This is a genomic window from Burkholderia sp. Tr-20355, assembly GCF_017104685.1.
GTDB classification, from domain to species: Bacteria; Pseudomonadota; Gammaproteobacteria; order Burkholderiales; family Burkholderiaceae; genus Burkholderia; species Burkholderia seminalis.
Genome location: NZ_JAAGPK010000116.1, coordinates 1 through 26,094 on the forward strand (window position 1 = coordinate 1; position 26,094 = coordinate 26,094).

Sequence of the window (26,094 nt, forward strand, 5' to 3'; positions counted from 1 at the left end):
AGAAGCTCGCTGACGACATCGGCAGCGGCACGCTCGGTCTCGTCCAGCAGGCCAACCCGGGTGACGACATCACCGTCGGCGCGAACACCGACGGCAATGCCGTGAACTTCAGCAGCAAGACCGGCGCCCGCAAGCTCGCAGGCGTCGCGGCAGGTGACGTGTCGGCGACGAGTACCGAAGCCGTCAACGGTTCGCAACTGCATGGCGTGTCCGACAGCGTCGCTTCCGCAATCGGCGGCAATTCGAAGGTGAACTCGGACGGCTCGATCTCCGCACCGTCCTTCACCGTCGGCGACGGCAGCGGCGGCACGAAGATCGTCAACTCGGTCGGCGACGCCGTCACCAATCTCGACGGTCGCATGACGACCAACGAAGGCGGCCTCAAGAAGCTTTCCGAGCAGTTCGAAAGCGGCACGCTCGGCCTCGTCCAGCAGAATCCGACGACGGGCGGCATCACGGTCGGCGCAAACACCGGCGGCTCGGTGGTGAACTTCACGGGCACCGGCGGCGCGCGCGTGCTGTCCGGCGTCGCGAACGGCGTGGACGACGACGACGTCGTGACGGTGTCGCAGCTCCGTGCAACCGGACTGATCGACTACACGGGCAAGGAAGTCGGCGCGGTCACGTACGACTCGGGCCTGAATTTCGACACGGTGACGTTCGCCGGCACGTTCGGCACGAAGCTGCAGCGCGTCGCCGCTGGCGAAATCAGCGCGACGAGCATGGACGCGATCAACGGCAGCCAGTTGTTCGACCTGCAGGAGCAGTTCGCGAAGCAGTACGGCGAACTGAGCGGCCAGTTCGGCGACCTGTCGAACCGCTTCGACGATCTGTCGGACCGTCTCGGCGAACTCGAAACGAACCCCGGCACGGGCGGCCCGGGCACGGGCGACGGCTCGACCGTCGTCGGCGAAGGCGCGGTGGCAACGGGCGAAAACAGCTCGGCGATCGGCGACAGCGCGCTCGCGTCCGGCGAGAACAGCTCGGCTGTCGGCCAGGGGGCGGTCGCATCGGGCAGCAACGGTTCGGCCATCGGCCAGGGTTCGACGGCATCGGGCAGCAACAGCTCGGCCGTCGGTCAGGGCGCGGTCGCGTCGGGCAACAACGGTTCGGCCATCGGCCAGGGCTCGGTCGCGTCGGGCGAAAACGGCACGGCGCTCGGCCAGGGCGCGGTTGCATCCGGCAAGGACAGCACCGCACTCGGCCAGGGCGCATCGGCCACGGGCAGCGGCTCGGTCGCGATCGGCCAGGGCTCGGTGGCGGCGGAAGCCAACACCGTCTCGTTCGGCAACGGCACGGAAGAAGGCAACCGCCGGCTCGTCAACATCGCGGACGGCATCAACGCCAGCGATGCGGCCACGAAGGGCCAGCTCGACCGCGCGATGGAATCGGTCGACCAGCGCTTCAACGACACGAACCGCGCGATCAACGACGTCGCGAAGAACGCGTATGCCGGTATCGCGGCCGCGATGGCGATGCCGAACATGACGCCGTCGCAACCGGGCAAGACCGTCGTCGCGGTCGGCGCCGCGAACTTCAAGAGCGGCTCGGCGATCGCCGCCGGCGCCACCTACCGGTCGCGCAGCGGCAACTGGCTCGTGAACGGCGCGACGTCAATCACGTCGGTCGGCGACGTGGGTGTCCGTGCGCAAGTCGGCTACGAGTTCTGACCGAAGGGCTCCGCGCAAGCGGAGTGCCGACCCGACGCGGAAGGGCATCGCCCCTTCCGCTTGTCGGCCGACGGCCAGTGGCGATTCCCGCGAGTTGCCACCGGCCGTCGGTGCGACGGGATCGCGACCGCCAGCGGTATCGCCGGCGGCCGTGCCCGTGTGCCGACTTCCACCCAGCCTCGACAACGCCTACCGCAACCCGCCGCATGGCGCGGCGCAACGCGCAATCTCAACATGAACAGAACCTTCCCCATCCGCATCGTGATCGCCGACGACCATCCGGCGGTCGTCATCGGCGCGCGCTACGAATTGTCCGCGACGAATACGGTGTCGGTCGTCGCGACCGCGCACAATTCGACGGAACTGATGGACGCGCTCGCGCAGCATCCGTGCGACGTACTCGTGTCGGACTACGCGATGCCGGGCGTCGAGCACGGCGACGGCCTCACGATGTTCACGAGCATCCTGAAGCGCTTTCCCGGCCTGAAGATCGTCGTGATGACGATGATGGAGAACGCGGTCGCGCTGCGCGCGCTGATCGACATCGGCATCGCGTGCATCGTCAGCAAGTCGGACATGCCGAATCATCTGACGATGGCGATTCACGCGGCCTATACGAACGGCCGCTACCTGTCGCCGTCGATGGACCGGATCATGCGCAACACGGGCAGCGTCAGCGGCAGGCCGCCGGCACTGTCGGCTCGCGAGGTGGAAGTCATCCGCCTGTTCGCGTCGGGGCTGTCGGTCAACGAAATCGCCGACAAGCTGAGCCGCAGCAAGAAAACCATCAGTACGCAGAAGAGTTCGGCCATGCAGAAGCTCGGCATCGAGCGCGACGTCGACCTGGTGCGTTACGCGATTTCGTGCGGGCTCGTGACCGACCACGGTTATTCGACATCCGCACGCGGCGACGGCGCAAACGGGTAACGCCGCCGCGGAAGACCGAAACAAAAAGCCCCGGCGCCTTGCGGCCGCCGGGGCTTTCGCGCGTCGGTGCGATCCGGCGCGCTGATCTTCGCCGGCACGTTCCCGTGCCGCCGGTGTCGTCGCACCTGCCGTCAGGCCGGATCGACGCCGCCCTCCTCCCTGGTTTCGCCGCCGCGCCCTTCGCTGGCCGACGCGGCGACGATCCCGTGCTCGATCGCGTAGCGCAGCAGGTCGATGTCCTTGTCGATCCCGAGCTTTTCCATCGCGCGCGCCTTCTGCGTACTGATGGTTTTCTTGCTGCGGCTCAGCTTGTCGGCGATCTCGTTGACCGTGAGGCCCGACGCATAGAGCCGCACCACTTCGAGTTCGCGGTCGCTGAGATCGCGCTTCTGGTCGGCGGCCCGCGCGCTCGAATGCGACGTGAGCGTGCGCACCACCTTCTCCACCGACGGCGAGTAATAGGTGCCGCCCGTCGCGGCCGCGTGAATCGCGGGAATCAGATGATCGATCGTGTCGGACTTGCTGACGATGCACTCGATGCCGAGCCGCGTCAGCGCGCCGACCACGGCCGGATTGTCGAGCATGGTCAGCACGACCAGCTTGACGGCCGGGTGATTGCGCTGGAGATAGGAGAACAGCGTGATGCCGTCGCCGTGCGCGCTGCCCGGCATCGCATAGTCGGACACCACGACGTCGCATACGCCGGCCTCGACGAGCCGGATCAGCTCGGTCGAATTGACTGCCTTGCCGGTCAACCGGATCGTCGGCACCGACGACAGCCCGTGCTCGACGCCGACCAGCATCGCCGGGTGGTCGTCGGCCAGTACCACGCGTATCAGATAGCTTCCCATAGTCGTCCAGATTTGCGCGGCAACCGTCGCGGCCGGCTCGCCGCCCGCGGGCGGCGCCGACCGCGCGCAGCGCGGCGTCGTGGATCGTAATTGGGCGCTATCTTCGCACGAAAACGGGGCCGTCAGCCATCGTCCCGGCCGGCGGCGGCCGCCGCCGCACCGCGCACCGCCATGAAAAAAACCGCCGGCTCATGACGAGCGGGCGGTTCCAGGTACAGGGCGGGCGGGTGGGAGCGTCCTTCCATCGGCTCAGTGCCGATCGAGTCCCCGCACGTACCGGTGGAGCGTCATGCGTGACGCATTACTTCGCATCGATCCGGATCTCGACGCGGCGGTTCTGCGCGCGGCCTTCCGCGGTCGCGTTGGACGCAACCGGGTCGGCGGCGCCGAGGCCTTCCGACACGAACGACTGCGCCTTCAGGCCGTTGCTGCTCAGGTAGTTCATCACGTTGCGGGCCCGCGACGCCGACAGCGCCAGATTGTGCGTCTTGCTGCCGGTCGAATCGGTGAAGCCCGTGATGGCCACGCGGCGGAATTCGATGCCGCCGTTGATCTGCACGAAGCGGTCGAGCTGGCTGCGCGCCTCCGGCGTCAGTACCGCGCTGTCGAACGCGAAGTTCGCGTCGCCCTGCAGCAGCACCTGGCGCTGCTGAACCGGCTGCGGCGCCGGTTGCGGTTGCGGTGCCGGCGGCGCGGCCTGCACGACCGGCTGCGGCTTGCCGCACATGAACGTGATCTCGCGCGGGTCCTTCATCGGTGCGCGGCTGTACACGCGGTCGATCATCTCGAGCGGCGTGAAACCCTTGCCCTGGCAGAATTCTTCCGCCGCACGGGCGCAGGCGTTCGCGCTGCCGAGCAGCCCATCACAGCTCACGCGAAATACGTTGTCCGGCTTGCCCGGAATCGACACCGCCCGAATGTCGTAGGTGACGCCCGATTGCGTCGTGCACGCACCGAGCGCCATCGCGATCGCGCCGATCGATGCCGCGCGCAACAACAAGGTTTTCATGGTCATGGTGAAACATCCGCCGTGACGGCGGACGCCTGGAAAAAGTTGAATGGAGTCAGTCGGATCGACGTCGCGGGCGGGGCGCGATGCCCCGCCCGGCGACTTACCACTGATACGAAGCGCCCACGCCGACGGTGTTGCCGCCGCTCGACATGCCCACGCCGGCCTTCATCTTCAGGTTCTGCGTGATGCGGGCCTCGCCGCCGAACGCCACCGCCTGATAGCCCTTGTAGGTCGCGCCGCCGATACCGAACGACACCGTCTTGCCCGGATCGACGCCCGGAATCATCGTCAGCGCGGTGGCAGCGGCGATGCCGGAGTACGCGTTGCGCGACAGGTCGTTGACCTGACCTTGCACGCCGCCGATCGCGCGATCCATCTGGCCCTTCGTCGCCGCGTCGGACGCGTTCACGCCATCGGCCAGGTTCGAGATCGTGCGCTTCTGATCGGCCGTACCGACGGACACGGTGTTGTCGCTCGACGCCACCGAACCGGCGCCCAGCGCGACGGAGTTCTTGCCCGATGCGTTCGCACCTTCGCCGATCGCCGTCGACTTCTCGCCGGACGCGTTCGCGCTGCTGCCGATCGCGGTCGCCCCTTCGGCGCTGCTCTTCGCGCCCGAACCGATCGCCGTACCGTTGCTGCTCGATACGTTCGCGTTCGAACCGACGACCGTGGCGTTGTTCGCGCCCGTCCCGATCGTCGAGCCCGAACCCGCGGCCGTGTTGCCCGTGCCGCTGCCTGCGTTCGCCTTCGTCGTACCGTCCGCACCCACGTCGGTACCGGCGAAGTAGTCGTTGCCGGTACCGCCATCGCCCGGATTGCCCGTGCCCGGGTTCCGCTCCAGTTCGCCGACACGGTCGTCGAGGCCGCCGATCTTGTCGTTCAGTTCGCTCAACTGCCCGAAGTTCACCGCGTCATACCGGCTCGAACCGTCCGCGACGTTGCCCAGGCGCACCGGTGCCGCGCCCGAGCCGCCGAGGGTCACCGAACCGTAGTTCGGCGTGCCGTCCTTGTTCAGGTCGTAACGCACCGCGAGCGAATCGGTCGCGCCGTACTGCGCGGCGGCCTGGACTGCTTCGGCCACGGTCTTGTACTTGCTGCCGTTGACCTCGATCGACGTATCCGCGAGCTTGCCGTCCGCATCGACCGTCGTCCCGCCGCCGATCACGTCCGCCACGCTCTGCGCGGTGCCGTGCAGCTGCGCACCGTTGATCGCATCGCGGCTCGTCGCGCTCACCGCTCCCGCGCCCACGCCGGTCAGCACCCGGTCGCCCGCCGTGCCCGCGAAGTTCACGGACGTGCCGTCCGTCTCCTTCGCGACCGTGATCTCGCGCGTGTCCGCGTCCTGCTGGACGAGGCCGATCGAGCCGTGAGCGAGGCTGCTCGAGATGTTCTCGATCGCGTCGCCGACGTTGTTGTACGTCTTGTCGTTGACGGTGTACGTCGGGCTCGTCACCTTGCCGTTCGCGTCGACGGTCGAACCGCCGCCCAGCGCATCCGCCACGCTCTTCGACGCGCCATACAGCTGCGAGCCGTTCACGGCGTCCATGCTGGTCGCGTTCACCGCGCCCGCCTTCACGTTCGACAGCGTCGTGCCGTTCGCGCCCTTCAGCGTGATCTGGTCGAAGTTCGCCGAACCGTTCGCCTGCTTGTCGTACGTCACGGCGAGCGACGTCAGGCCCGCCCCCGGGTTCGCCGGATCGACCGGCGCCACCAGGCCCGCGTCCTGCAACTGGCCCACGTTGATCGCATCGTGACGGTCCACGCCGTCCGCGACGTTCTTCAGCGCCACGGGAGCCGCCGCGCCCGCGCCGCCCAGCGTCACCGAACCGAGGTTCGGCGTGCCGTCCGCGTTGCGGTCGTACGTCACCGCCGCGATCGACTGGCCCGTTGCCGGATCCACCAGCCCCGAATCGGCCAGCTGCTTGTTGATCACGGTGATGTTTTCCGTGTTCGTCGTCGTACGGCCGTCGAGGTTCGACAGTGCGTCGCCCACGTTGTTGTACGACTTCGACTTCGACGCATCCGCCGGGTCGGCCAGCGAGTACGACGGGTTCGTCACCTTGCCGTCCGCGCCCACGGTCGAGCCGCCGCCCAGCGAATCGGCCACGCTCTGTGCCGTGCCATGCAGCTGCGAGCCGTTGATCGCGTCCGTGCTCGTGGCCGTCACCGCACCCGCCTTCACGTTCGTGATCGTCGTGCCGGTCGCGCCCTTCAGCGTGATCGTGTCCTTCGCGGCACCGTCGTATGCGACGGCGAGCGACGTCAGGCCTGCCCCCGGGTTCGACGGGTCGACCGGCGCAACCAGGCCGGCATCCTGCAACTGGCCGAGGTTGATCGCGTCGTGACGCTCCGTGCCGTCGGCAACGTTCTTCAGTGCGACCGGCGTCGTGGCGCCCGCGCCGCCGAGCGTCACGGTATCCTTCGCCGCGCCGTCGTACGTCACCGCCATCGACGTCAGGTTGCCCTTGCCGTCGTCGCCCACCACGCCCGCGTTCTTCAGCTGGCCGAGGTTCAGCGCATCGCCGTCGTCCGTCGCGTCCGCCACGTTCTTCAGCTGCGTCGGGCCGGCGCCGTGGCCCAGCGTCACCGAACCGTAGTTCGGCGTGCCGTCCGCGTTGCGGTCATACGTGACCGCCGCGTTCGCCTTGCCGTCGTCGCCGATCAGGCCCGAACCCTTCAGCTGCGAAACGTTCACCGCGTCCAGGTCGGCCACACCGGCCTTCACGTTCGACAGCGTCGTGCCGGCCGCGCCCTTCAGCGTGACCGTGTCCTTCGCGACACCGTCGTACGCGACGGCGAGCGACGTCAGGCCCGCCCCCGGGTTCGCCGGATCGACCGGCGCCACCAGGCCCGCGTCCTGCAACTGGCCCACGTTGATCGCATCGTGACGGTCCACGCCGTCCGCGACGTTCTTCAGCGCCACGGGAGCCGCCGCGCCCGCGCCGCCCAGCGTCACCGAACCGAGGTTCGGCGTGCCGTCCGCGTTGCGGTCGTACGTCACCGCCGCGATCGACTGGCCCGTTGCCGGATCCACCAGCCCCGAATCGGCCAGCTGCTTGTTGATCACGGTGATGTTTTCCGTGTTCGTCGTCGTACGGCCGTCGAGGTTCGACAGTGCGTCGCCCACGTTGTTGTACGACTTCGACTTCGACGCATCCGCCGGGTCGGCCAGCGAGTACGACGGGTTCGTCACCTTGCCGTCCGCGCCCACGGTCGAGCCGCCGCCCAGCGAATCGGCCACGCTCTGTGCCGTGCCATGCAGCTGCGAGCCGTTGATCGCGTCCGTGCTCGTGGCCGTCACCGCACCCGCCTTCACGTTCGTGATCGTCGTGCCGGTCGCGCCGCCTTGCAGCGTGACGCGATCCTTGGTGTCGTCGTCATAGCCGACGGCCAGCGGATTGCCCGAACCGCCCGAGTTGTCCGCGACGTACTGCTTCAACTGGTTGTAGTTGATCGCGTCATGGTCGTCCGTCGCATCCGCGACGTTCTTGATCTGCGTCGGGCCCGCGCCATGGCCCAGCGTCACCGAGCCGTAGTTCGGCGTGCCGTCCGCGAGACGGTCGTACGTCACCGCGGCGATCGACTTGCCATCGTCGCCGATCAGGCCCGAGCCCTTCAGCTGGCTCACGTTCACCGCGTCCAGGTCCGCCACGCCGGCCTTCACGTTCGACAGCGTCGTGCCGTTCGTGCCCTTCAGCGTCACGGTGTCCTTTGCATTGCTGTCGTACACCACGGCCAGCGATTCGCCCGTGACCGGATCGATCACGCCGCCCTTCGACAGCGAATCTTCCAGGTTGCCGACACGCGTGTTCGTCGCGAACAGCTGCGAGCCGTTCACGGCGTCCTTGCTCGTCGCCGACAGTTCGCCATCCTTGACGTTGTGGATCGCCACCGGCGTGGTCGCGCCCGTGCCGCCCAGCGTCACGCTGTCCTTCGCCGCACCGTCGTACGTCACGGCCATCGACGTCAGGTTGCCCTTGCCGTCGTCGCCTACCAGGCCCGCGTCCTTCAACTGGCCGAGGTTCAGCGCATCGCCGTCGTCCGTCGCGTCCGCCACGTTCTTCAGTTGCGTCGGGCCCGTGCCATGGCCCAGCGTCACCGCACCGTAGTTCGGCGTGCCGTCCGCATTGCGGTCGTACGTGACCGCCGCGTTCGCCTTGCCGTCGTCGCCGATCAGGCCCGAACCCTTCAGCTGCGAAACGTTCACCGCGTCCATGTCGGCCACACCGGCCTTCACGTTCGACAGCGTCGTACCGGTCGTGCCGGCCAGCGTCACGGTGTCCTTCGTCGCGCCGTCGTACGTCACCGCCAGCGACGTCAGGTTGCCCTTGCCGTCGTCGCCCACCAGGCCCGCGTCCTTCAACTGGCCGAGGTTCAGCGCGTCGTGGTCGTCCTTCGCGTCCGCGACGTTCTTAAGCGCCACCGGAGCCGTCGCACCCGCGCCGCCCAGCGTGACCGAACCGAGGTTCGGCGTGCCGTCCGCGTTGCGATCGTACGTCACCGCGGTGATCGACTGCCCGGTCACCGGATCGACCAGCCCGGAATCGGCCAGTTGCTTGTTGATCACGGTGATGTTTTCCGTGTTCGTCGTCGTACGGCCGTCGAGATTCGACAGCGCGTCGCCCACGTTGTCGTACGACTTCGACTTCGTCGCGTCCGCCGGATCGGCCAGCGAGTAGGCCGGGCTCGTCACCGTGCCGTCGGCACCCACCGCCGCACCGCCGCCAAGGGCATCGGTCACCCCCTTCAACTGGCTGACGTTGACCGCGTCGGTTGCCTGCGTGCCTGCCGCGACGTTGACGATCTGGCGTTCCGCCCCTGCACGGCCGACGGACACTGCGTTCGCACGATTCGAGAACGCGTTCGCGCCGAGCGCGACGCTGTTGGCCGCGCCCGCGGTCGCGTTCGCACCGAGCGCCATCGCGCCTTCGACGCTGCGCGCGACGTTCGCACCCGTGCCGATCGCGACCGCGTTGGTCGAGCCGGCACGCACGTTCGCCGCGCTGCCGAGCGCGACCGAGCCGTCGCCGATTGCCTGCGCACCGTTGTTGCCGACCGCCAGCGCATAGTCGCCGTTCGCCTGCGCGTTCGCCCCCAGCGCGACGGCTTGCGTGCCGTTCGTCTGGACGTTCGAACCCATCGCGACCGAGTAGTCCTGGCCGGCGCCGGTTTGTGCGAAGCTGCCGATTGCGACCGAGTTGTTCGAACCCGCGCCGCTCTGGAGGCCGACCGCCACCGCGTTGGCGCCGCTTGCCGCCGTCGACGAGCCGATCGCGGCCGCCGTCGCCGTAGCCGGATCTGCGCCGTTCAGCGAAGCGACGTTGTTGCCCTGCAGACCTTCGATCGCGACGAGCGGGTCGCTGACATCCTGCGGCTGCATCGAACGCGAACTCACTTCGTCGATCGCAGCCTTCGTCTTCTTGTCGATCTCCGACGAGAAGGTATCGATCGCTTGCTGCGTCTTCGAGGTCACCGATGTCGACAGGGTGTTCAGTGCCGCATACAACTGGCCGCCGTTGACCGCATCGGTGCTCTGGAATGCGACGTCGCCGTCCGCCACGTTGACGATTTTGCGTTCACGGCCCACGTCGCCAACCGACACGACGTTGTTCTGGTTCGCGACCGAGTTGTAGCCGATCGCGACCGAGCCGTTGCCGGTCACGCGCGCACCGCTGCCGAGTGCCAGCGAGTTGGCGCTGGTCGCCCGCGCGTCGGAACCGATGGCGACGGCGAGCGCGCCGCTTGCGACCGCCGGCGTGCCCGTGACCGGGTCGGCATTGACCTTGACGAAGCGCAGGTTGCCGCCGGAAAACTCGTCGCGGAGGTCAGACAGGCCCGTGTTCAGTTGCTTGACATTGACCGCGTCCAGGTCGTCGACGCCCGTCGCGACGTTCTTGATTTGCGTCGGGCCTGCGCCGTTGCCGAGCGTCACCGTGCCGTAGTTCGGCGTGCCGTCCGCGTTGCGGTCGTACGTCACCGCCGCGATCGACTTGCCGTCGTCGCCGATCAGGCCCGAGCCCTTCAGCTGCGACACGTTCACCGCGTCCATGTCGGCCACACCGGCCTTCACGTTCGACAGCGTCGTGCCGTTCGTGCCCTTCAGCGTGACGGTGTCCTTCGCGTTGCCGTCGTATACGACAGCCAGCGACTCACCCGTAATCGGATCGATCACGCCGCCCTTCGACAGCGAATCTTCCAGGTCGCCGACGCGTGTGTTCGTTGCAAACAGCTGAGAACCATTCACCGCGTCCTTGCTCGTCGCCGAAAGCTCGCCGTCCTTGACGTTATGGATCGCCACTGGCGTGGTCGCGCCCGTGCCGCCCAGCGTCACGCTGTCCTTCGCCGCGCCGTCGTAGGTCACCGCCAGCGACGTCAGGTTGCCCTTGCCGTCGTCACCCACCAGGCCCGTATCCTTCAACTGGCCCAGGTTCAGTGCGTCATGGTCTTCCGTTGCATCCGCAACGTTCTTGACTTGCGTCGGGCCTGCACCGTTGCCCAGCGTCACCGTGCCGTAGTTCGGCGTGCCGTCCGCGTTGCGGTCGTACGTCACCGCCGCGATCGACTTGCCGTCGTCGCCGATCAGGCCCGAGCCCTTCAGCTGCGACACGTTCACCGCGTCCATGTCGGCCACACCGGCCTTCACGTTCGACAGCGTCGTGCCGTTCGTGCCCTTCAGCGTGACGGTGTCCTTCGCGTTGCCGTCGTATACGACAGCCAGCGATTCGCCCGTGACCGGATCGATCACGCCGCCGTCCTTCAGCGAGTCCTTCAGGTCGCTCAGGTTCTGGTTCGTTGCGAACAGCTGCGAGCCGTTCACGGCGTCCTTGCTCGTCGCCGACAGTTCGCCTTCCTTGACGTTGTGGATCGCCACCGGCGTGGTCGCGCCCGTGCCGCCCAGCGTCACGCTGTCCTTCGCCGTGCCGTCGTACGTCACGGCCAGCGACGTGAGGTTACCGCTGCCGTCGTCGCCCACCAAGCCCGCGTCCTTCAACTGGCCGAGGTTCAGTGCGTCATGATCCGCCTTCGCGTCTGCAACGTTCTTCAGCGCAACCGGCGTCGTGGCGCTCGCGCCGCCCAGCGTCACCGAACCCATGTTCGGCGTGCCATCCGCGTTGCGGTCGTATGTCACCGCGGCGATCGCCTTGCCGTCGTCGCCGATCAGGCCCGAACTCTTCAACTGGGAAACGTTGACCGCATCCATGTCGGCCGCGCCGGCCTTGACGTTCGACAGCGTCGTGCCGCCCGCGCCCTTCAGCGTGACCTTGTCCTTCGTCGCGCCGTCGTAGGTCACCGCGTTCGGATCGCTGCCGCCATTCGCGGCCAGTGCATCGAGCGCATCGCCGACGTTGTGGTAGTCGGTTCCGGCGACCTTGTAGGTCGGCTGCGTGACGTTGCCGCTGCCGTCGACCACCGCGCCGCCGCCGAGTGCCTTGGTCACGCCCGACAGCTGGCCAACATTGACCGCGTCGGTGGCTTGCGTGCCGGCCGCGACGTTCACGATCTGGCGCTGCTGCGTCGCCGAGCCGACCGAAATCGTGTTGTTGCGGGTCGCGCTCGAACCGGAGCCGAGCGCCATCGCACCGGTCACGTTCGCGGCGACCGCTGCTTGCGTGCCGAGCGCAACGGAATTGGTGGCCGATGCGCCAACGACCGCGCGATCGCCAATGGCAACGGCACCATTCGCGCCGGCATTCGCCTGATTGCCCAATGCAGTTGCGTGACTGCCGCTTGCCGATGCCATACGACCCAGCGCCGTTGCGCCTTCACCATTGGCCACCGTACCGGAACCGAGTGCCGTCGCGGACAGGCCCTGTGCGGAAGCCGCATTCCCGATAGCTGTCTCCGCGCCCATGGTGCCGGCCACGGCCGCATTGCCGATCGCGACGCCATTCGTGCTGCCCACGCTGGCCGCCGCGCCCGTACCGCGAACGTTGACGTACGTATTGTCGACCTTCTTCGACAGCGCCGTATTCATCTGGCCGACGTTCACGGCATCCGTATTCTGCGTGCCGGCAGCCACGTTGACGATCTGTCGTTGCAGCGACGTCGACCCGACCGACACCGCATTGTTGCGATCGCCCACCGAGTTCGCGCCGAGCGCAACCGCATTCGTACCGCTGGCCAGTGCACCACGACCGAGTGCCGTCGAGGTCGCGCCCGTTGCACTTGCCCGCTCACCCAAGGCAACGCTCGACGCCGATGTCGCGTTCGCGAGCACACCGATCGCAACGGCGTTCGTGGTTGCATTCGCTGCATAACCGATTGCGGACCCATAGGTCCCGCTGGTGCTGGCACCGCGGCCCACCGCAATGGCATTCGCGCCGACGGCACTTGCCGTCATGCCGAGTGCCGTGGCACCGTCGGCGCCCGAATAGGCGCCATAGCCGACGGTAGTCGCATTGGTGGACAGAGCCGCCGCACCTCGGCCCATTGCCGTCGAATTGCCCCCCGTCGCGCGAGCGCCCACGCCGACCGCCACGGCCTCGCTGCCCGTCGCGTTCGCAAGGGTGCCGAGCGCAACGGCATTCTGCCCCGTTGCAACGGTATTCCCGCCGAGCGCCACGGCCGACGTGCCGCCGGCGTTCGCATTCGCCCCGATTGCCGTCGCACTGCCGCCCGCGCGCGCCGCCGTCGCAGTCGCATACGTACCGGTATTGGTCACAACATACGGGTTCGCCGTCCCCGCGGCCGCAATCGCCGCGTTCAACTGGTTGACGTTAACGGCATCCGTCCCGGCCGTACCGGCAGCCAGGTTGTTGATGCGGTGATTCGTCATGTTGAAGTTGCTGTCGACGTCCACCGGGCCGCGAAGGTGCACGCCCGAGCCGCCCAGCAGGAAGAGATGGCCGTCGACGGTACCGCTGATGCCGGCCTCGGTCGCCGCGCTTGCCTGACCGACACCACCACCGTTGACGTTGCTGTTGTTGTACAACTGAAACGACCTGACGTGACCTTCGCTCAGTCTGAAATTGGAGATCGCCGTACCGCACGCCGCAGTCGTCCTGGTTCCGACCGTGTTGCCGCCGCCAAAGGTCGTCCCATAATAGCCGCTGCCCGCCGGCGCACACAGCGACAACGATCCACCGCCATTGGCGGCCTGCGCCATCGCGTCGTTCGCCATGGCACCACCACCCACACCGGCCATCACGGCGACCGCCGCGGTGACCGACGAACGCATCGTCGTATTCGACTTCGATTTCGTGCGCATCCGCGCCGTTTCGGCTGCCGCCGTCCATGTACCCGTCGTCGCGTTCCAGACGGTGCGATAGGTCTTGTTCACGTTGTTTGCCTCAGTAGAAAAAAGGGAGAAGGACGCTCCTCGTCCACCATTGGCAATGTATTGATCGCCCGTCGTTTCGATAATCAGACGGCCGGACGTGACATGACTTATTTCGTAGGCCTAGTCCTAACATGACGTTGCTTGACAATCGGCCGTGCCAGACGCAACGCGACACGCCGTTCTCTTGAACGATTCCGTTTGACACGGTTGCGTCGCAGGACGTATATACGCAACGCGCGGCCGATTGCCCGAATAGGACTGGTCCTATCCTTCGCGCGCGAGTGTTTCGGACTGCCCTACATACAGCCTCGTCCACTATCCCGATAATTTTCCCGTTCCCCGAGCCGGCGGCGCATCGCGCTGCCTTCAATCGGCTCGTGGAGATCGTCCGCGTTCCGGCCTCGCCGCGGCGCGTCCCCGATTCGCGCATTGATTCACCAGTCTTCGCCTCATGCCCATTCGCCACCTCTTCGCGTCCCACACGGACGCCAGCGCGCCGTTCGCATCGATCGACGACGACACGCGCGACCTGAGCCTGCTGAACCGGTATCAGCGCTTCACGCTGTACGGCGGCGCGGTCGTGCTGTCGCTCGTGATCCTGATCGCGGCAGGCATCCTGCTCGTCGGCTCGGTGCGCGACTACATCGCCGAGCGGCGCGACCTGTTCGCGACGCACAAGGCGCTCGTGCAACTCGAAATGGACGCGAAACAGGCGTCGATGCGCCGCGCGGTGATCAATGCCGAGCTGCTGTGGAACGGCCATCCGCCGCATGCGCGCGAAGCCTCCGACGCGCTGCGCAGGGACGGGCACGTTCTGCTCGCCCCGATGCCCGGCGTGAGCGAGATCTTCGTGGCCGCGTCGCCCAAGGCGCTCGCCGAGCGCGAAACGGATCGCTACGTGCAGCTGATGGAGCGCCAGACGATCTCGGTCGCGGCCGCCGAACGCCAGACCGGGCGCGCGGTACGCGGTTACGCATACAGCCCCGACCGCAACGTGATCGCGATCACGCCGCCGCCGTCGATGCCGTATCCCGACCTGCTCGCACGCATCGGCGTGCCCGACACGCCTACGCTGATCGAACACCTCGCGTTCGACGCGGCCGACTGGTCCGATCCGGCCATCGCGCGCTACTGGCGCCTGTCGCGCCGGATCGCCTGGCAGGCGCCGGCGATCGATCCGCTGACCGGCAAGACGGTCTTCCGTCTCGTCGAACCCGCATTCGACGGCCAGCAGCATTTCATGACCTTCGTGAGCGACTTCGACGTCGACGTGATCGCCGAGCGGATGAAGCATGCACCCGGCGATGCCGTCGCGATGTTGATCGACGAAAACGGCCGCGTGCTGCTGGATGCCGATCGCACCGGCGACGCGGAGGACGGCGCGGCCCTGATGAAACAAGCGCTGGCCGAAGGCACCTGGCGGCGCGGCCTCGCGCATTTCGACGAAAGTTACCGTCACGGCATGTTCACGATCACCGACCGGATTTCGGACACCGGCTACGCGATCGTCTATGCGTACTCGTGGCGCACGATCGCCTTTGCGATCTGGTCGACGATGCTGCGCGAGTTCGGCACGACCGCGACCATCCTCATCGTGCTGTGGACGCTCGTGATCGCGTTCGACCTGCGGGTGTTCGCGCCGCTGTTCCGTCGTTCGCGCCGCGTGTTCGAAAGCGAGCGGATGAGCCGCACGATCGTCGCCACCGCGCCGTTCGGCATCGGCCTCGTGTCGCCCGATACGCAGCAGGTGCTGCTGCGCAACCGGATGCTCGAGCTGTACGACCGCGAGGCCGGCGATCCGCCGCTGCACGAGCGGCTGCTGGCTCGCTACCGCGAGCGCGCGGACGCGTCGCCGGTGCAGCTCGACGTCGAACTGCCCGTGACGCTCGACGACGGCCGCGCGCGCGACCTGCTCGTCAACTTCGTGCGCGTCCGCTACAAGGGCAAGGAAGCGCTGCTGTTCAGCTTCTCCGACATCACGACGCGCGCCGACGCCGAACGCGCACTCGACAGCGCGAACCGCGCGAAGTCGACGTTCCTCGCCACGATCAGCCACGAGATCCGCACGCCGCTGAACGCGATGCTCGGCAATCTCGAACTGCTCGACAAGGCGCCCGACCCGAGCCGCCAGAAGCCGCGCCTGCATGCGGTCACGTCCGCCGCGCGCATGTTGCTCGACATGCTGAACAACGTGCTCGACATGACGAAGATCGAAGCCGACCGGATGACGCTCGAAGCGACGGGGTTCGGGATCGACGAGCTGATGCGCGACGTGGCGGAGCTGTTCGAGCCGGTGGCCGGCGCGAAGGGCGTCGCGCTGCGTATCGACGTCGATCCCGCGGCGACCCGCACGTATCTCGGCGATCCGATGCGGGTGCGGCAGATCGTCGTGAACCTGGTCAGCAACGCGATCAAGTTCACCGATCGCGGCACGGTCGCGCTGTCGGTATCGGCGCCGCCGGGCGATGCGACGCCCGTGACGATCCGCGTCAGCGATTCGGGCATCGGCATGACGGCCGACCAGCTTGCGCACGTGTTCGAGCCGTTCGCGCAAGCCGACGAATCGATCGCGCGCCGCTTCGGCGGAACGGGCATCGGCCTCGCGCTGAGCTACAAGCTCGCGGAGTCGATGGGCGGGCGCATCGACGCGAACAGCGTGCCGGGCGTGGGGTCGACGTTCGTCGTCACGTTGCCGCTGCCGCTCGACAGTCAGCCGGGCGCCGCGCACACGCCGTCCGGCGAGGATGCGCCGAACGTGCGCGTGCTGTTCGTCGACGACAACCCGGTCAACCGTTCGCTCGTCCACGATCAGCTGGACGTCCTCGGCTATCAGGCCGATATCGCATCGAACGTCGCCGAGGCGCTCGATCTGGTGGACCGTCACGACTATCCGGTCGTGCTCACCGATCTCAACATGCCGGGCCTCGACGGGTACGCGTTCGCACGCGTGCTGCGCGAGCGCGGGCGGGTGCAGCCGATCCTGGCGGTGACCGCGCATGCCGAACCGGACGAGTTGCGCCTGGCGTGGGAAGCGGGCATCGACGAGATCGTCACGAAGCCGACGTCGCTGAAATCGCTCGAACAGGCGATCGCGAGGTACACGGGCACGTGGCGTCGGCCGGTCTATCCGCCTGCACCGGCGCGTGCGTCCGGCCCGCTGCCGAAAGACCTGCATACGGTGCTCGCCGATGCAACGCGACGCTCGAGCGCGACCATCGCCCGGGCCCTGCAGGACGGCGACCTGAAGGTCGCGCGCTCGGAGATTCACAGCATGCGGGGCGCGTTCGCGATGATCGGCGAGCGGGAGATTTCGGGGCTCTGTGCGTCGATGGAAGCGCTGGCGCTGGCGGGCGATGCCGCCGCGTTCGCGCGGGAATTCGAGCGCTATCGACGGAGCGCGAACGAGATCCTCATGCGGCGGGCGGCAGGCTGATCGAAATCGCCGACTGAAACGATTGCTGACACATCCGGAAGGAATCGATCATGTGGCCGGCCGGCTCGATTGCGCCGCACACGTTGTGCAGCAGGCATTCGAGGCATTGACCTGATGGCCATCTCGGATGATTTCGTACATGACTGCCCTCTGACACCGCGCGATCTCGGCTACAGTGGTTGCACGTTTTCGCCTGGACTCCGACATCATTTCGACATGCCAAGCATGTGACGGACTGATCGTTGGCATCCACTGCGTAAACGAGCGCGGCCCGCAGGTGATACAGCACCCACGGGCCGCTGACCACAACCAACTCAACACAGGAGTTGACCATGGCTGGCGCGCATCATAACGCACCGATGTATTTCCGCGATTGTTTTGTCTCCCCTCAATCGTCTTTCCAATCTGGCCGCGTCGTCCCGAACATCAGGCTGACCGACATGGCGCCGCCTGTCGTGTATCTGTGGACGAAGTTGTCCGGCCGATGGATCGAGGCAGCCGGCTTCGATCCCGGGCAGCGCCTGCGGATCGAGGTGTCGCACAAGCGGCTGGTGATCACGCCGATCGAAGACGCTGGCTGCACGTCCGTTGAACAAGCGGGATGCCCCGATATCGATCGCGGAACCGGGCGGCAGCAACGATCGGTGATGACGGAGGAAGCGTAATGAACTACGACGCATCGAAGCAGCACACCGACGAGGTACCGGACGATTTCGACTACTACGATGTCGGCGAACTGGCAGCCAAGTCCGTACTCGTACTTAAGCTCAACGCATTGATGGCATCGCGCGGCCTGACCGAAGAAGAGGCCGCGGCGCTCGCGGAAATGGCCCGGCCGGTCGTGACCCCCGAGCAGCGCGAGCGGCTCCGCAACGTGACGCTGGATCAACTGATGCTGACGCTCGCCTCGTTCGGCCAGCATGTGGAGATCGTCGTACGACCTGCGCGGGAAGGCGGGCCGGCGGGGATCACGGTTTCGGTGTGACGGCCATCGGACGGGCTTGAAGGAGTGTGTGGCGGCCGGAAGCGCCTCGGCGCTCGCATGAGGCAGCGTTAGGAGTAGTGCTATCGAATACATAGCATGACGACGGCCGGGCCCAGCGGCCGACGCCGAAGCGGCTCCGGCACCACACTCGTTCAATTTAACGTGAACGATCGTCACAACCCATCGGACCAGGCTGATTCTTCTCCTGTCGTGGCGGCATCCTCGGCCATGCCATCGGTGGCGCATCCGATCGACTCCAATCCGTTACCTGAATCCGCCGCCTCCAGTCCACGCGCGCCACGCGCCATCGATCCCCCAAAGCAGACGCGGCGACCGTCCGGTCACGCATCGAAATGACATCGGCCCGCGCTCGAATCGAGCAACGGGCCGACGTATGTGACACATACCCGGAAAGCGGGCCGCTTACTGCTGAATCACCGCCTGCTGCGCCAGCTTGTCCACCAGCGCCGTCATCGCACGCTGCTGCGCCTGTGCTTCGAGCTGCTGACGCAAGACGTTTTTCGCCGCGTCGAAGGTCGGCACGGTCGTCGCACGCTTCTCGTCGAGTTTCACGATCGCGAACGCGTTGCCGATCCGGATCGGGCCCGCGACGGCGCCCGGTTGCAGCGACGTGATCGCCTGCGCGAGCGGCACGGGCAGGCCGCCCGTCTTCCCTTCGGCCACCGGCGTGCGCAACTCGACCCACTGCGCGACACCGCCATTCGGTGTCGTGTTGTATTTCTTCGCCACGGCGTCGAACGCGGCGCCCTGCTTCAGCTCCGCGACCAGTGCGTTCACGTCGGCCGGATCGGCCACGGCGATCACGTCCGCGCGATATTCGAACTGCGCGGCATTCGCGACGACGTCGTCGTAACGCGCCTTCACCTGCGCATCGGTCACCGCTTGCGGGTGCAGGTTGTCGCGCAGATAGAGATCCGTCGCCGCCACCGTGCGGGCGCGCATCACGACGCGGTTCACTTCCGGCCGGCTGCCGTAGTTGGCTTTTTCAGCCGCCTGCTCGACCAGATGCTGGGCGATCAGTTCACGCTTGGCCTGTGCACGCAGTTCCGGCGTGGCGGCCAGCCCGGTGGTTTCGATCATGCTGTCCACGTCGCTGCGCGCGATGGGCGTGTCGTTGACGACCGCTTCGACGCCCGACGGCAGCGGCGTTTCGGTTTTCGTGCCTGCGGCGCGCGCGACGGGTGCGCCGCAGGCGCATGCGAGTGCGATCAGCGTGGAAACAATGGATATGTGGTGCTTCTTCATGAGGGTTCCTTCATCGAGGGAGGGAGTTGCCGCACGCGATGGCGGTCGGGAGAAAGCGCGGCGGTTTCGCCGCGGGCAACCGAACGGATCGGTGCCGGACAGGCCGCGCGCGAACGATCGCGTCGCGGCCGGACCTGGAACGAGAACCGGTCGACCCGGTCTCGCATGGGATGGCACAGCGGCCGCCGGCGACGCAACGGCGGCCGTCGGCGCGGAAGACAGAGATGAATGCCCTGCGCTCGCATGTGGCATGCGTTCTCCCAACCTGCGACCCAAATGGGGCAGACGCGACCGAGCCCACCGGTCGCCGCAGGGCATTCACGTCTCGCCATCCGGCTCGGCCCGCTTAGGCTGTATCGTTCGATTCGGGCGCACGCGGAGAAAAATGCGCCGCCCGGCGAACGGGCAGCACGTCCAACGAAGCGGGGCTTCGGATACGAGGTGTCGGGCGCACACCATGCGACCGCCCGACGTTTGCATTGTCGAAGTTCGGACGATGTCCGCGCAATCAGCCGGGTCCTATTCCGCACGACATCACCGTTGAATCGTCGAGGTCTCGCGCGCATTCATCGTCACGGCGAGCGGCGGGAATGCGGCGACGCTGCGCATCGCGCCGTAGAACTTGTTCATCGCGACGTCGATCCCGTAGTTCGGCAGCGTGCGGCCGAGCCCGTGCGAGAACAGCGTCTCCGGCTGCAGCGGAAAACAATGGTCGAGCAGGAAGCGCGCACCGGCCGGCGAGATCGTATACGCGCAGATCCCGTAGAACTCGAGCAGGTTCATCACGAGCACGGGGCCGCGATCGGTACGGAAATCCTCGACGGCCTGCGCGAGCGACGCCTCGTCGAAACGCATCGTCACCGGCGTGCGGCTGTTGAAGATCGAGCCGCGCAGGATCGAATCGAAGTTGTAGCCCCACGCGACGAAGTCGTAACGGCCGGCATGCGCACGCAGGAACCGCATCGCGGTGTCGTCGAAGTCGGGCCTGAAGATCGCGTCGTCTTCAGCGACGGTCACGAGCGCGTCGCCTGCGGCGATCGCGGTCCACAGCCGGTGCGTGGTCATCGCAATGCCGATCGCGCCACGCGTATAGGGCAAGCCCGGTGCGAACAGCCCGCTTTCCTCGATCGTCGCGTCCGACAGCGCGCGCCCGTCGACCGCGTCGACGAACGCAAAATCCAGATTCGGGTTGTTCGCGCGAAATGAGTCGCGACGGTCGCGTTCGTCCTCCAGCGAAATCACGCGCAGCGTGCGGGATACGGTCGGCATGCACGCGTCGGACACCGAGGCGGAATGCCGGGCGGTCGGGCCGGGCCGATCGGTAACGGGTGTCGACATCGTCACCACCCCGTCACGACCGACACGCCGAACACGATACCGAGCACGATGCCGACCGAGCGCCCTTGCAGAATCGGCTTCAACGCCGCGGGCTCGAAAAACGGATCGACCGCTTCGTGCCGGTTGCGCCACGCCGCGAGCAACGTCGGCGCCAGCAACGCCAGCGCCATCAGCAGCGCGGTTGCGCCCATCACGACCGCGCCGGTCGACGTCCAGCGCGTGCCGAACTCGACGACGACATGGACGAGCGCCACCGTCGCCGCACTGGCGATCATGCCCATCACCGTGCCTTTCACCAGATGATCCGCGTCGCTCATGGTTCGTTCTCCCAGTAGGTTGGCGGCCGAACGCCGTCGGCCGGAATACCCCGTATTAAAGGGATGCGCGACGCGAATCTCTGTCAGACGAGTCCGATTGGATGGCCCGACACGCAAAAATAGGACTGGGCCTACACGCGCGGCGCGGAAATCCATCAACGCGATGCAGATTAGGACTGGTCCGATTCAGTTGCCGAAACGGCATGCCTAAAGTGGCAGTCGACACGGAGCCGGTGTCGTCGAGCTCTCTCTCGTCGCCCGGCTCCACGACCGACAACCCGACCGTCCGCATGCCATCACGCGGACGACTCACCGGAGCGACTTCCATGCAGACCACCTTCCCCGACACGCCGCCCGCCGCCCGCATGCAGCCGATGCCGATCGCCCGCGAGGACATCGCGTCGCCGGCTATGCATGCCGACGACAACGCCGTCGCGACGCTGACGCAGGCACTCATCGATCGCGGCGCCATCGCGGATGCCGTGGATCTCGCCGCGCGGCACTGGCACGCGCACCCCGACTCGGCGCATGCCGCGTTCAACTGCGGCTACGCACTGCAGATCGCCGGGCGCCACGCCGACGCGCTCGCGCCGTATCTGCGCACGTACGAACTGGCGCCCGCGTGGCCGTCGCTGAAGAACAACCTGGCACTGGCGATCCGGCTGACGAACGGCGACCCGGATACCGAATACGCGCTGCTCGAACACGCGCTCGACGACGACCCGAACGACGCGCAGGCATGGACCAATGCGGTCGTCACGCGGCTCGAACGGCTCGATCTCGACGGCGCGCTGGATGCCGCCACGCAGGCGTACGCGCTCGCCCCGGAAAGCCCGCTGGTCGCCAACAACACGGCGACCGTGCTGAAGGAAGCCGGACAGTGGGATGCCGCCGAGGCCTATGCGCGACGCGCCATCGATCTCGCGCCGGACAACGCGGCCTACCGCCACAACCTGTCGCTGCTGCAGCTGGCGCGCGGCGACTTCGCGTCCGGCTGGCGCAACTACGAAGCACGCTGGGACGGCTCCGGCGAACTGCGCGGCCGCCTGCCGGTGTTTGCCGGGCCGCGCTGGCGCGGCGAATCGCTTGCGGGCAAGACCTTGCTCGTCTGGGGCGAACAGGGGCTCGGCGACGTGCTGCAGTTCTGCCGCTACGTGCCGTTGCTCGCGGAGCGCGTGCGACGCGAAGGCGGACGCCTCGTCTGGAACGCGTTCCCGGTGATGGGCGCGCTGCTCGAGCGCAGTCTCGCGCAACACGTCGACGTGTACGACATCGCGACGCAACCCGACGCGCTGCCGGCCTTCGATTTCGAACTGCCGCTGATGAGCATTCCGTGGATGCTCGGTCTCGACGGCGACACGCTCGCCACGCACACGCCCTATCTGCACGCCGACCGGGCCGCGACCGATGCCTGGCGCACGGCGCTCGCCGACGAGACACGCCTGAAAGTCGGCCTCGCATGGACCGGCAGCGTCACGCATGCGCGCAACCGCTACCGCCGCATCGGCCTCGACCGCTACGCCGATGCGTTCGCCGGCCTGCAGGACAAGGTCGCGTTCTATTCGCTGCAGCCCGGCGCGCAGCACGACGTCGAAGCGGCGCGCGCGCGCGGGTTCGTGGTGAAGGACTGCACACACGAATGGAAAACGCTCGACGACACCGCATCCTTCGTCGGCGCGCTCGACCTCGTGATCACGGTCTGCACGTCCGTCGCGCACCTGAGCGGCGCGCTCGGCCGCCCCACGTGGGTGCTGCTCGATGCGAATCCGCACTGGGTCTGGCAGCACGAGCGCCGCGACAGCCCGTTCTATCCCCACGCGTCGCTGTACCGGCAACCGACGTTCGCCGACTGGGGGCCGGTGCTGAACGAAGCGGCCGACGATCTCCGTGCGCTCGCCGCCTGACGGCGCCGCCCGATTCCACACCGCCGCCGGGCCGACGACGCGCGATCGCCGTCGGGCCCGGCGCGACACCGGAGCCTCGCCATGCACTACAACATCTGCGTCGTCCGGCCGCCGGGCTACGCGCATTCCGGCGCATTCACGGAACTCGCCGAAGTCGTCGCCTACGGACTCGACGATCTCGGCCACACCGTCCATATCAGCGAGAACGCGATGATGCCCGACGCGCGCAATCTGCTGATCGGCTGCCATCTCGCCGATCCCAACGCGACCGCGCACGTGCCCGACGACACGATCGTCATCAACACCGAGCAGATTCACGTCGACGAACAACCGTGGAACGAGAAGATTTACCGCTGGGCGTCGCGTTACGAAACCTGGGATTACAGCGAACGCAATCTCGCCAAATTGCGCCGCCTCGGCATCGCGCATGCGCACTATCTGAAGCTCGGCTTCCATCCGGCGCTGCGCCGCATTCCGCACGACGTCGAACAGGACATCGACGTGTTGTTCTACGGCACGATCGGGCCGCGACGCGCGGCGATACTCGACGCGCTGCAGGCGCGCGGGCTGAACGTCGGCATCGTCAGCGGCGGCATCTACGGCGCGCCACGCGACGCGGCCATCGCGCGCGCGAAAGTCGTGCTGAACCTGCATCACTATGCGTCGCAGATATTCGAGGTCGTGCGCGTGTTTTATCTGATGACGAACGGCAAGGCCGTCGTCGGGGAAGTGTCGCCTGCCACGGCCCTCGATCCGGACTATGCAGGCGGGTTTCAGGCGGCGCCGTACGACGGACTGGTCGACGCATGCGTCGAGCTGGTTCGCCATCCGGAGCGGCGTCGGGCACTGGAGGCGGCCGCGCTGGAAACGATCGGCCGGCATCCGCAGGCACGCACGCTCGCACCGCTGCTGCGGGAAGCGGTTGCCGCATCGTGACGGGACGCGTCCGATCCGTCGCGCGTGGCCGCCTTGTCCACACCGTCGGCTGCCATTCCGAAGCGGCGTCAAGCGACTCGCCCATCGGCCCATCCAATTCTTCTTTCACAATCGTTGACAGACAGCTAAGACGCGTCTGATTCCCTGCACCCCGCCCATTCGACACAATGGCTGCGCTGGATGGCTAACACGCCGTCACCCGGCAAGTAATGCGAATTTCGTTGCAATTGGCGTCGTCGTTTTTTCGTTCTCGAATCGATGTTTTTTGTACGGAGTGCGTATCGATTTCTCGTCGATCACCTTCCGCATCGATCAGACGCCATGGGCGAAAACCGCTTTACATCGGGCGCGCGCCGGTGATTCCCGGTCACGAACAGCTCGATTTTTCGTACATGTCCCATGGTTTCGGGACAAGACGGCACCTAGACTCGTCTTCCTCTCCGGATACGTCGGCAGTTGGCCCGCCGAGCAGCGTCCCGTGACCGGGCAGACGAGACGGCGCCCCATCGCGCCTAGCGGATCAGGTTGGAAGGGAAGAGAAACATGAATGGCAGGCAGCCCACAGGCAGCGAAATCACCGTGTGCGCGGTAGACGTCGCCGCGATCGTCGCGATCGCGGCCTGGGCGCATACCGGTTCGTTCCGCGATCTCGCATCGATCCGCGTCGAATCGATCCTGGTCGGCGTCAGCGCACTGCTCGCGGCGTTCCTGCTTCGCCTCACCGGCGCCGGCATGGACGGCCGGCGCCTGCCTGCCACACGCGCCGCATTGCGCTCGCTCGCGCTGTGGTTGGTCGTGCAGGGCTTCGTGTTCGTGAAGATGATCGCGCTGACGACGCTCACGGCCGTGTTGCTGCACTGGTTCTTCGACTGGACGATCGGCGTCGCGATCGCGCTCGTGGTGTTTCGCATCGCCCTGAGCGTCGCGCGGCGGCGCAGCCTGCGCGCGACGGTCGCGCCGTGCCGCGTCGCGATCGTCGGCGACGGTGCGCGCATCGAGCGCCTGGCCGCCACGCTGCGGGCGAATGCCGCGCCGCAGTATCGACTCGTCGGCGCATACCTGACCTCGGGCGACATGCCGGAGCTCGACGGCGACGCACGCATTCTGGACACGCTGCCGTCGTTCTCCGCCTGCGTGCGGCGTGCACAGGCGGAAGAAGTCTGGATCGCGCTCGCGATCGAGGACGACGCGGTCGAGCCCGTGATCGACGAGTTCCGCAACGATTTCGTCGAATTGCGCCTGATGCCCGATGTCAGCAAGCACGCGCTGTTCGGCAGCCGCATCGACGAGATTCTCGGCGAGCCGGCGATCTCGCTGGCCGCACCGCCGCTGTCCCGCGGCGCCCGGTGGACCAAGGCGATCTTCGATCGTGCGTTCGCGGCGGTGGTGTTGATTCTGCTGATGCCGTTGCTGCTCGCGATCGCCGCCGCGATCAAGCTGAATTCGCCGGGCCCGGTGCTGTTCACGCAGAAACGGCGCGGCGGCGACGGCGGCACGTTCGACATCTACAAGTTTCGCACGATGCGCGCGCATGCCGAATCGCCCGGCACCGTCGTGCAGGCGACGCGCAACGACCCGCGCGTGACGAAGGTCGGCGCGTTCCTGCGCCGCACGAGCCTCGACGAGCTGCCGCAGTTCATCAACGTGCTGTTCGGCGACATGTCGGTGGTCGGCCCGCGCCCGCATGCGGTGGAACACGACGCGCAGTACCGCACGCTGGTCGACGGCTACATCCATCGCTACCGGATCAAGCCCGGCATTACCGGCTGGGCGCAGGTGAACGGATTGCGCGGCGCGACCGAGCGGGTCGAAAGCATGCAGTCGCGCGTCGATTACGACCTGTACTACCTGCGCAACTGGTCGTTCGCACTCGACCTGCGAATCATCGCGGCGACGGTGCTCAAGGGAATCGTGCATCCCAATGCGTACTGAGCGGCCACGCCGCCCGGGGCGGCATCGCGGCCGCCGATTGATGTGACTGCGGCGCAGTGCCGACGCCACGGCCGCGCTGCGCGGCGCTCCTGGAAGGAACCCATGACCAATCCGATCGTACCGGCGGCCGTACGCCGCCTTGCCGCGCCCATGCTCGTCCTGACGGCCTGCGTGTGGCTGTCCGGATGCGCGCTGGCGCCCGGCATGAAGATGAGCCCGTCGTATCTCGGCTGGCTGGCG

14 protein-coding genes are annotated in these 26,094 nt (G+C 67.1%); 8 read left to right on the forward strand and 6 right to left on the reverse strand.

The window, feature by feature from the left end; all coding sequences use genetic code 11:
• Together G3N62_RS24440 and G3N62_RS24445 are read left to right on the forward strand one after the other, a co-directional pair.
• The coding region (locus G3N62_RS24440; RefSeq protein ID WP_206141321.1) for a YadA-like family protein at nucleotides 1-1,670 on the forward strand (1,670 nt) is incomplete at its 5' end.
• 234 nt (nucleotides 1,671-1,904) lie between these two features.
• Nucleotides 1,905-2,597: a response regulator transcription factor gene (locus G3N62_RS24445; RefSeq protein WP_034189625.1), complete on the forward strand. Its 693-nt coding sequence runs from the start codon at nucleotides 1,905-1,907 to the stop codon at nucleotides 2,595-2,597.
• A 131-nt stretch (nucleotides 2,598-2,728) separates the two neighbouring features.
• On the opposite strand, the gene G3N62_RS24450 is transcribed toward G3N62_RS24445, so the two are convergent.
• The 3 genes from G3N62_RS24450 to G3N62_RS36300 form a co-directional block, all read right to left on the reverse strand.
• Nucleotides 2,729-3,448 carry a response regulator transcription factor gene (locus G3N62_RS24450; protein WP_034189626.1) on the reverse strand — a complete coding sequence of 240 codons (720 nt, stop codon included), beginning with the start codon at nucleotides 3,446-3,448 and terminating at the stop codon, nucleotides 2,729-2,731.
• 301 nt (nucleotides 3,449-3,749) lie between these two features.
• Nucleotides 3,750-4,463 (reverse strand): OmpA family protein, encoded by a 714-nt coding sequence (locus tag G3N62_RS24455; protein ID WP_034189627.1) that lies wholly within the window; start codon nucleotides 4,461-4,463, stop codon nucleotides 3,750-3,752.
• A gap of 97 nt (nucleotides 4,464-4,560) precedes the next feature.
• Entirely contained in the window at nucleotides 4,561-13,743 is a 9,183-nt protein-coding gene (locus G3N62_RS36300) for a YadA-like family protein (protein WP_206141322.1), read from the reverse strand.
• A gap of 451 nt (nucleotides 13,744-14,194) precedes the next feature.
• Here G3N62_RS36300 and G3N62_RS24465 point away from each other — a divergent pair, with 451 nt between their 5' ends.
• From G3N62_RS24465 to G3N62_RS24475, 3 genes are all read left to right on the forward strand, one after another.
• Nucleotides 14,195-17,176 carry an ATP-binding protein gene (locus G3N62_RS24465; RefSeq protein WP_124670670.1) on the forward strand — a complete coding sequence of 994 codons (2,982 nt, stop codon included), beginning with the start codon at nucleotides 14,195-14,197 and terminating at the stop codon, nucleotides 17,174-17,176.
• A gap of 332 nt (nucleotides 17,177-17,508) precedes the next feature.
• Nucleotides 17,509-17,841, forward strand: a complete 333-nt coding sequence (locus G3N62_RS24470; protein ID WP_124670671.1) for a SymE family type I addiction module toxin — start codon at nucleotides 17,509-17,511, stop codon at nucleotides 17,839-17,841.
• Nucleotides 17,841-18,161 carry an XRE family transcriptional regulator gene (locus tag G3N62_RS24475; protein ID WP_124670672.1) on the forward strand — a complete coding sequence of 107 codons (321 nt, stop codon included), beginning with the start codon at nucleotides 17,841-17,843 and terminating at the stop codon, nucleotides 18,159-18,161. Before G3N62_RS24470 ends, G3N62_RS24475 begins: the two co-directional genes overlap by 1 nt.
• A 423-nt stretch (nucleotides 18,162-18,584) precedes the next feature.
• Here G3N62_RS24475 and G3N62_RS24480 read toward each other — a convergent pair whose 3' ends face one another.
• From G3N62_RS24480 to G3N62_RS24490, 3 genes are all read right to left on the reverse strand, one after another.
• The gene (locus G3N62_RS24480; RefSeq protein WP_124670673.1) at nucleotides 18,585-19,427 is read right to left on the reverse strand and encodes a peptidyl-prolyl cis-trans isomerase; all 843 of its coding nucleotides are present in this window, start codon (nucleotides 19,425-19,427) and stop codon (nucleotides 18,585-18,587) included.
• Between the two features lie 534 nt (nucleotides 19,428-19,961).
• Nucleotides 19,962-20,696, reverse strand: coding sequence for a glycosyltransferase family 25 protein (locus G3N62_RS24485; RefSeq protein ID WP_241013192.1), 735 nt, complete (start codon nucleotides 20,694-20,696; stop codon nucleotides 19,962-19,964).
• 71 nt (nucleotides 20,697-20,767) lie between these two features.
• A complete protein-coding gene (locus tag G3N62_RS24490) occupies nucleotides 20,768-21,082 on the reverse strand; it encodes a hypothetical protein (protein WP_124670675.1) in 315 nt (104 codons plus the stop codon).
• Nucleotides 21,083-21,456: 374 nt separating this feature from the next.
• Between G3N62_RS24490 and G3N62_RS24495 the strand changes: the two genes are divergently transcribed.
• From G3N62_RS24495 to G3N62_RS24505, 3 genes are all read left to right on the forward strand, one after another.
• Nucleotides 21,457-22,986 carry a tetratricopeptide repeat protein gene (locus G3N62_RS24495; protein ID WP_241013193.1) on the forward strand — a complete coding sequence of 510 codons (1,530 nt, stop codon included), beginning with the start codon at nucleotides 21,457-21,459 and terminating at the stop codon, nucleotides 22,984-22,986.
• Between the two features lie 81 nt (nucleotides 22,987-23,067).
• Nucleotides 23,068-23,922, forward strand: a complete 855-nt coding sequence (locus tag G3N62_RS24500) for an uL13 family ribosomal protein (protein WP_124670676.1) — start codon at nucleotides 23,068-23,070, stop codon at nucleotides 23,920-23,922.
• Between the two features lie 543 nt (nucleotides 23,923-24,465).
• Entirely contained in the window at nucleotides 24,466-25,854 is a 1,389-nt protein-coding gene (locus G3N62_RS24505; protein WP_124670677.1) for an undecaprenyl-phosphate glucose phosphotransferase, read from the forward strand.
• The last annotated feature ends 240 nt before the right edge of the window (nucleotides 25,855-26,094 follow it).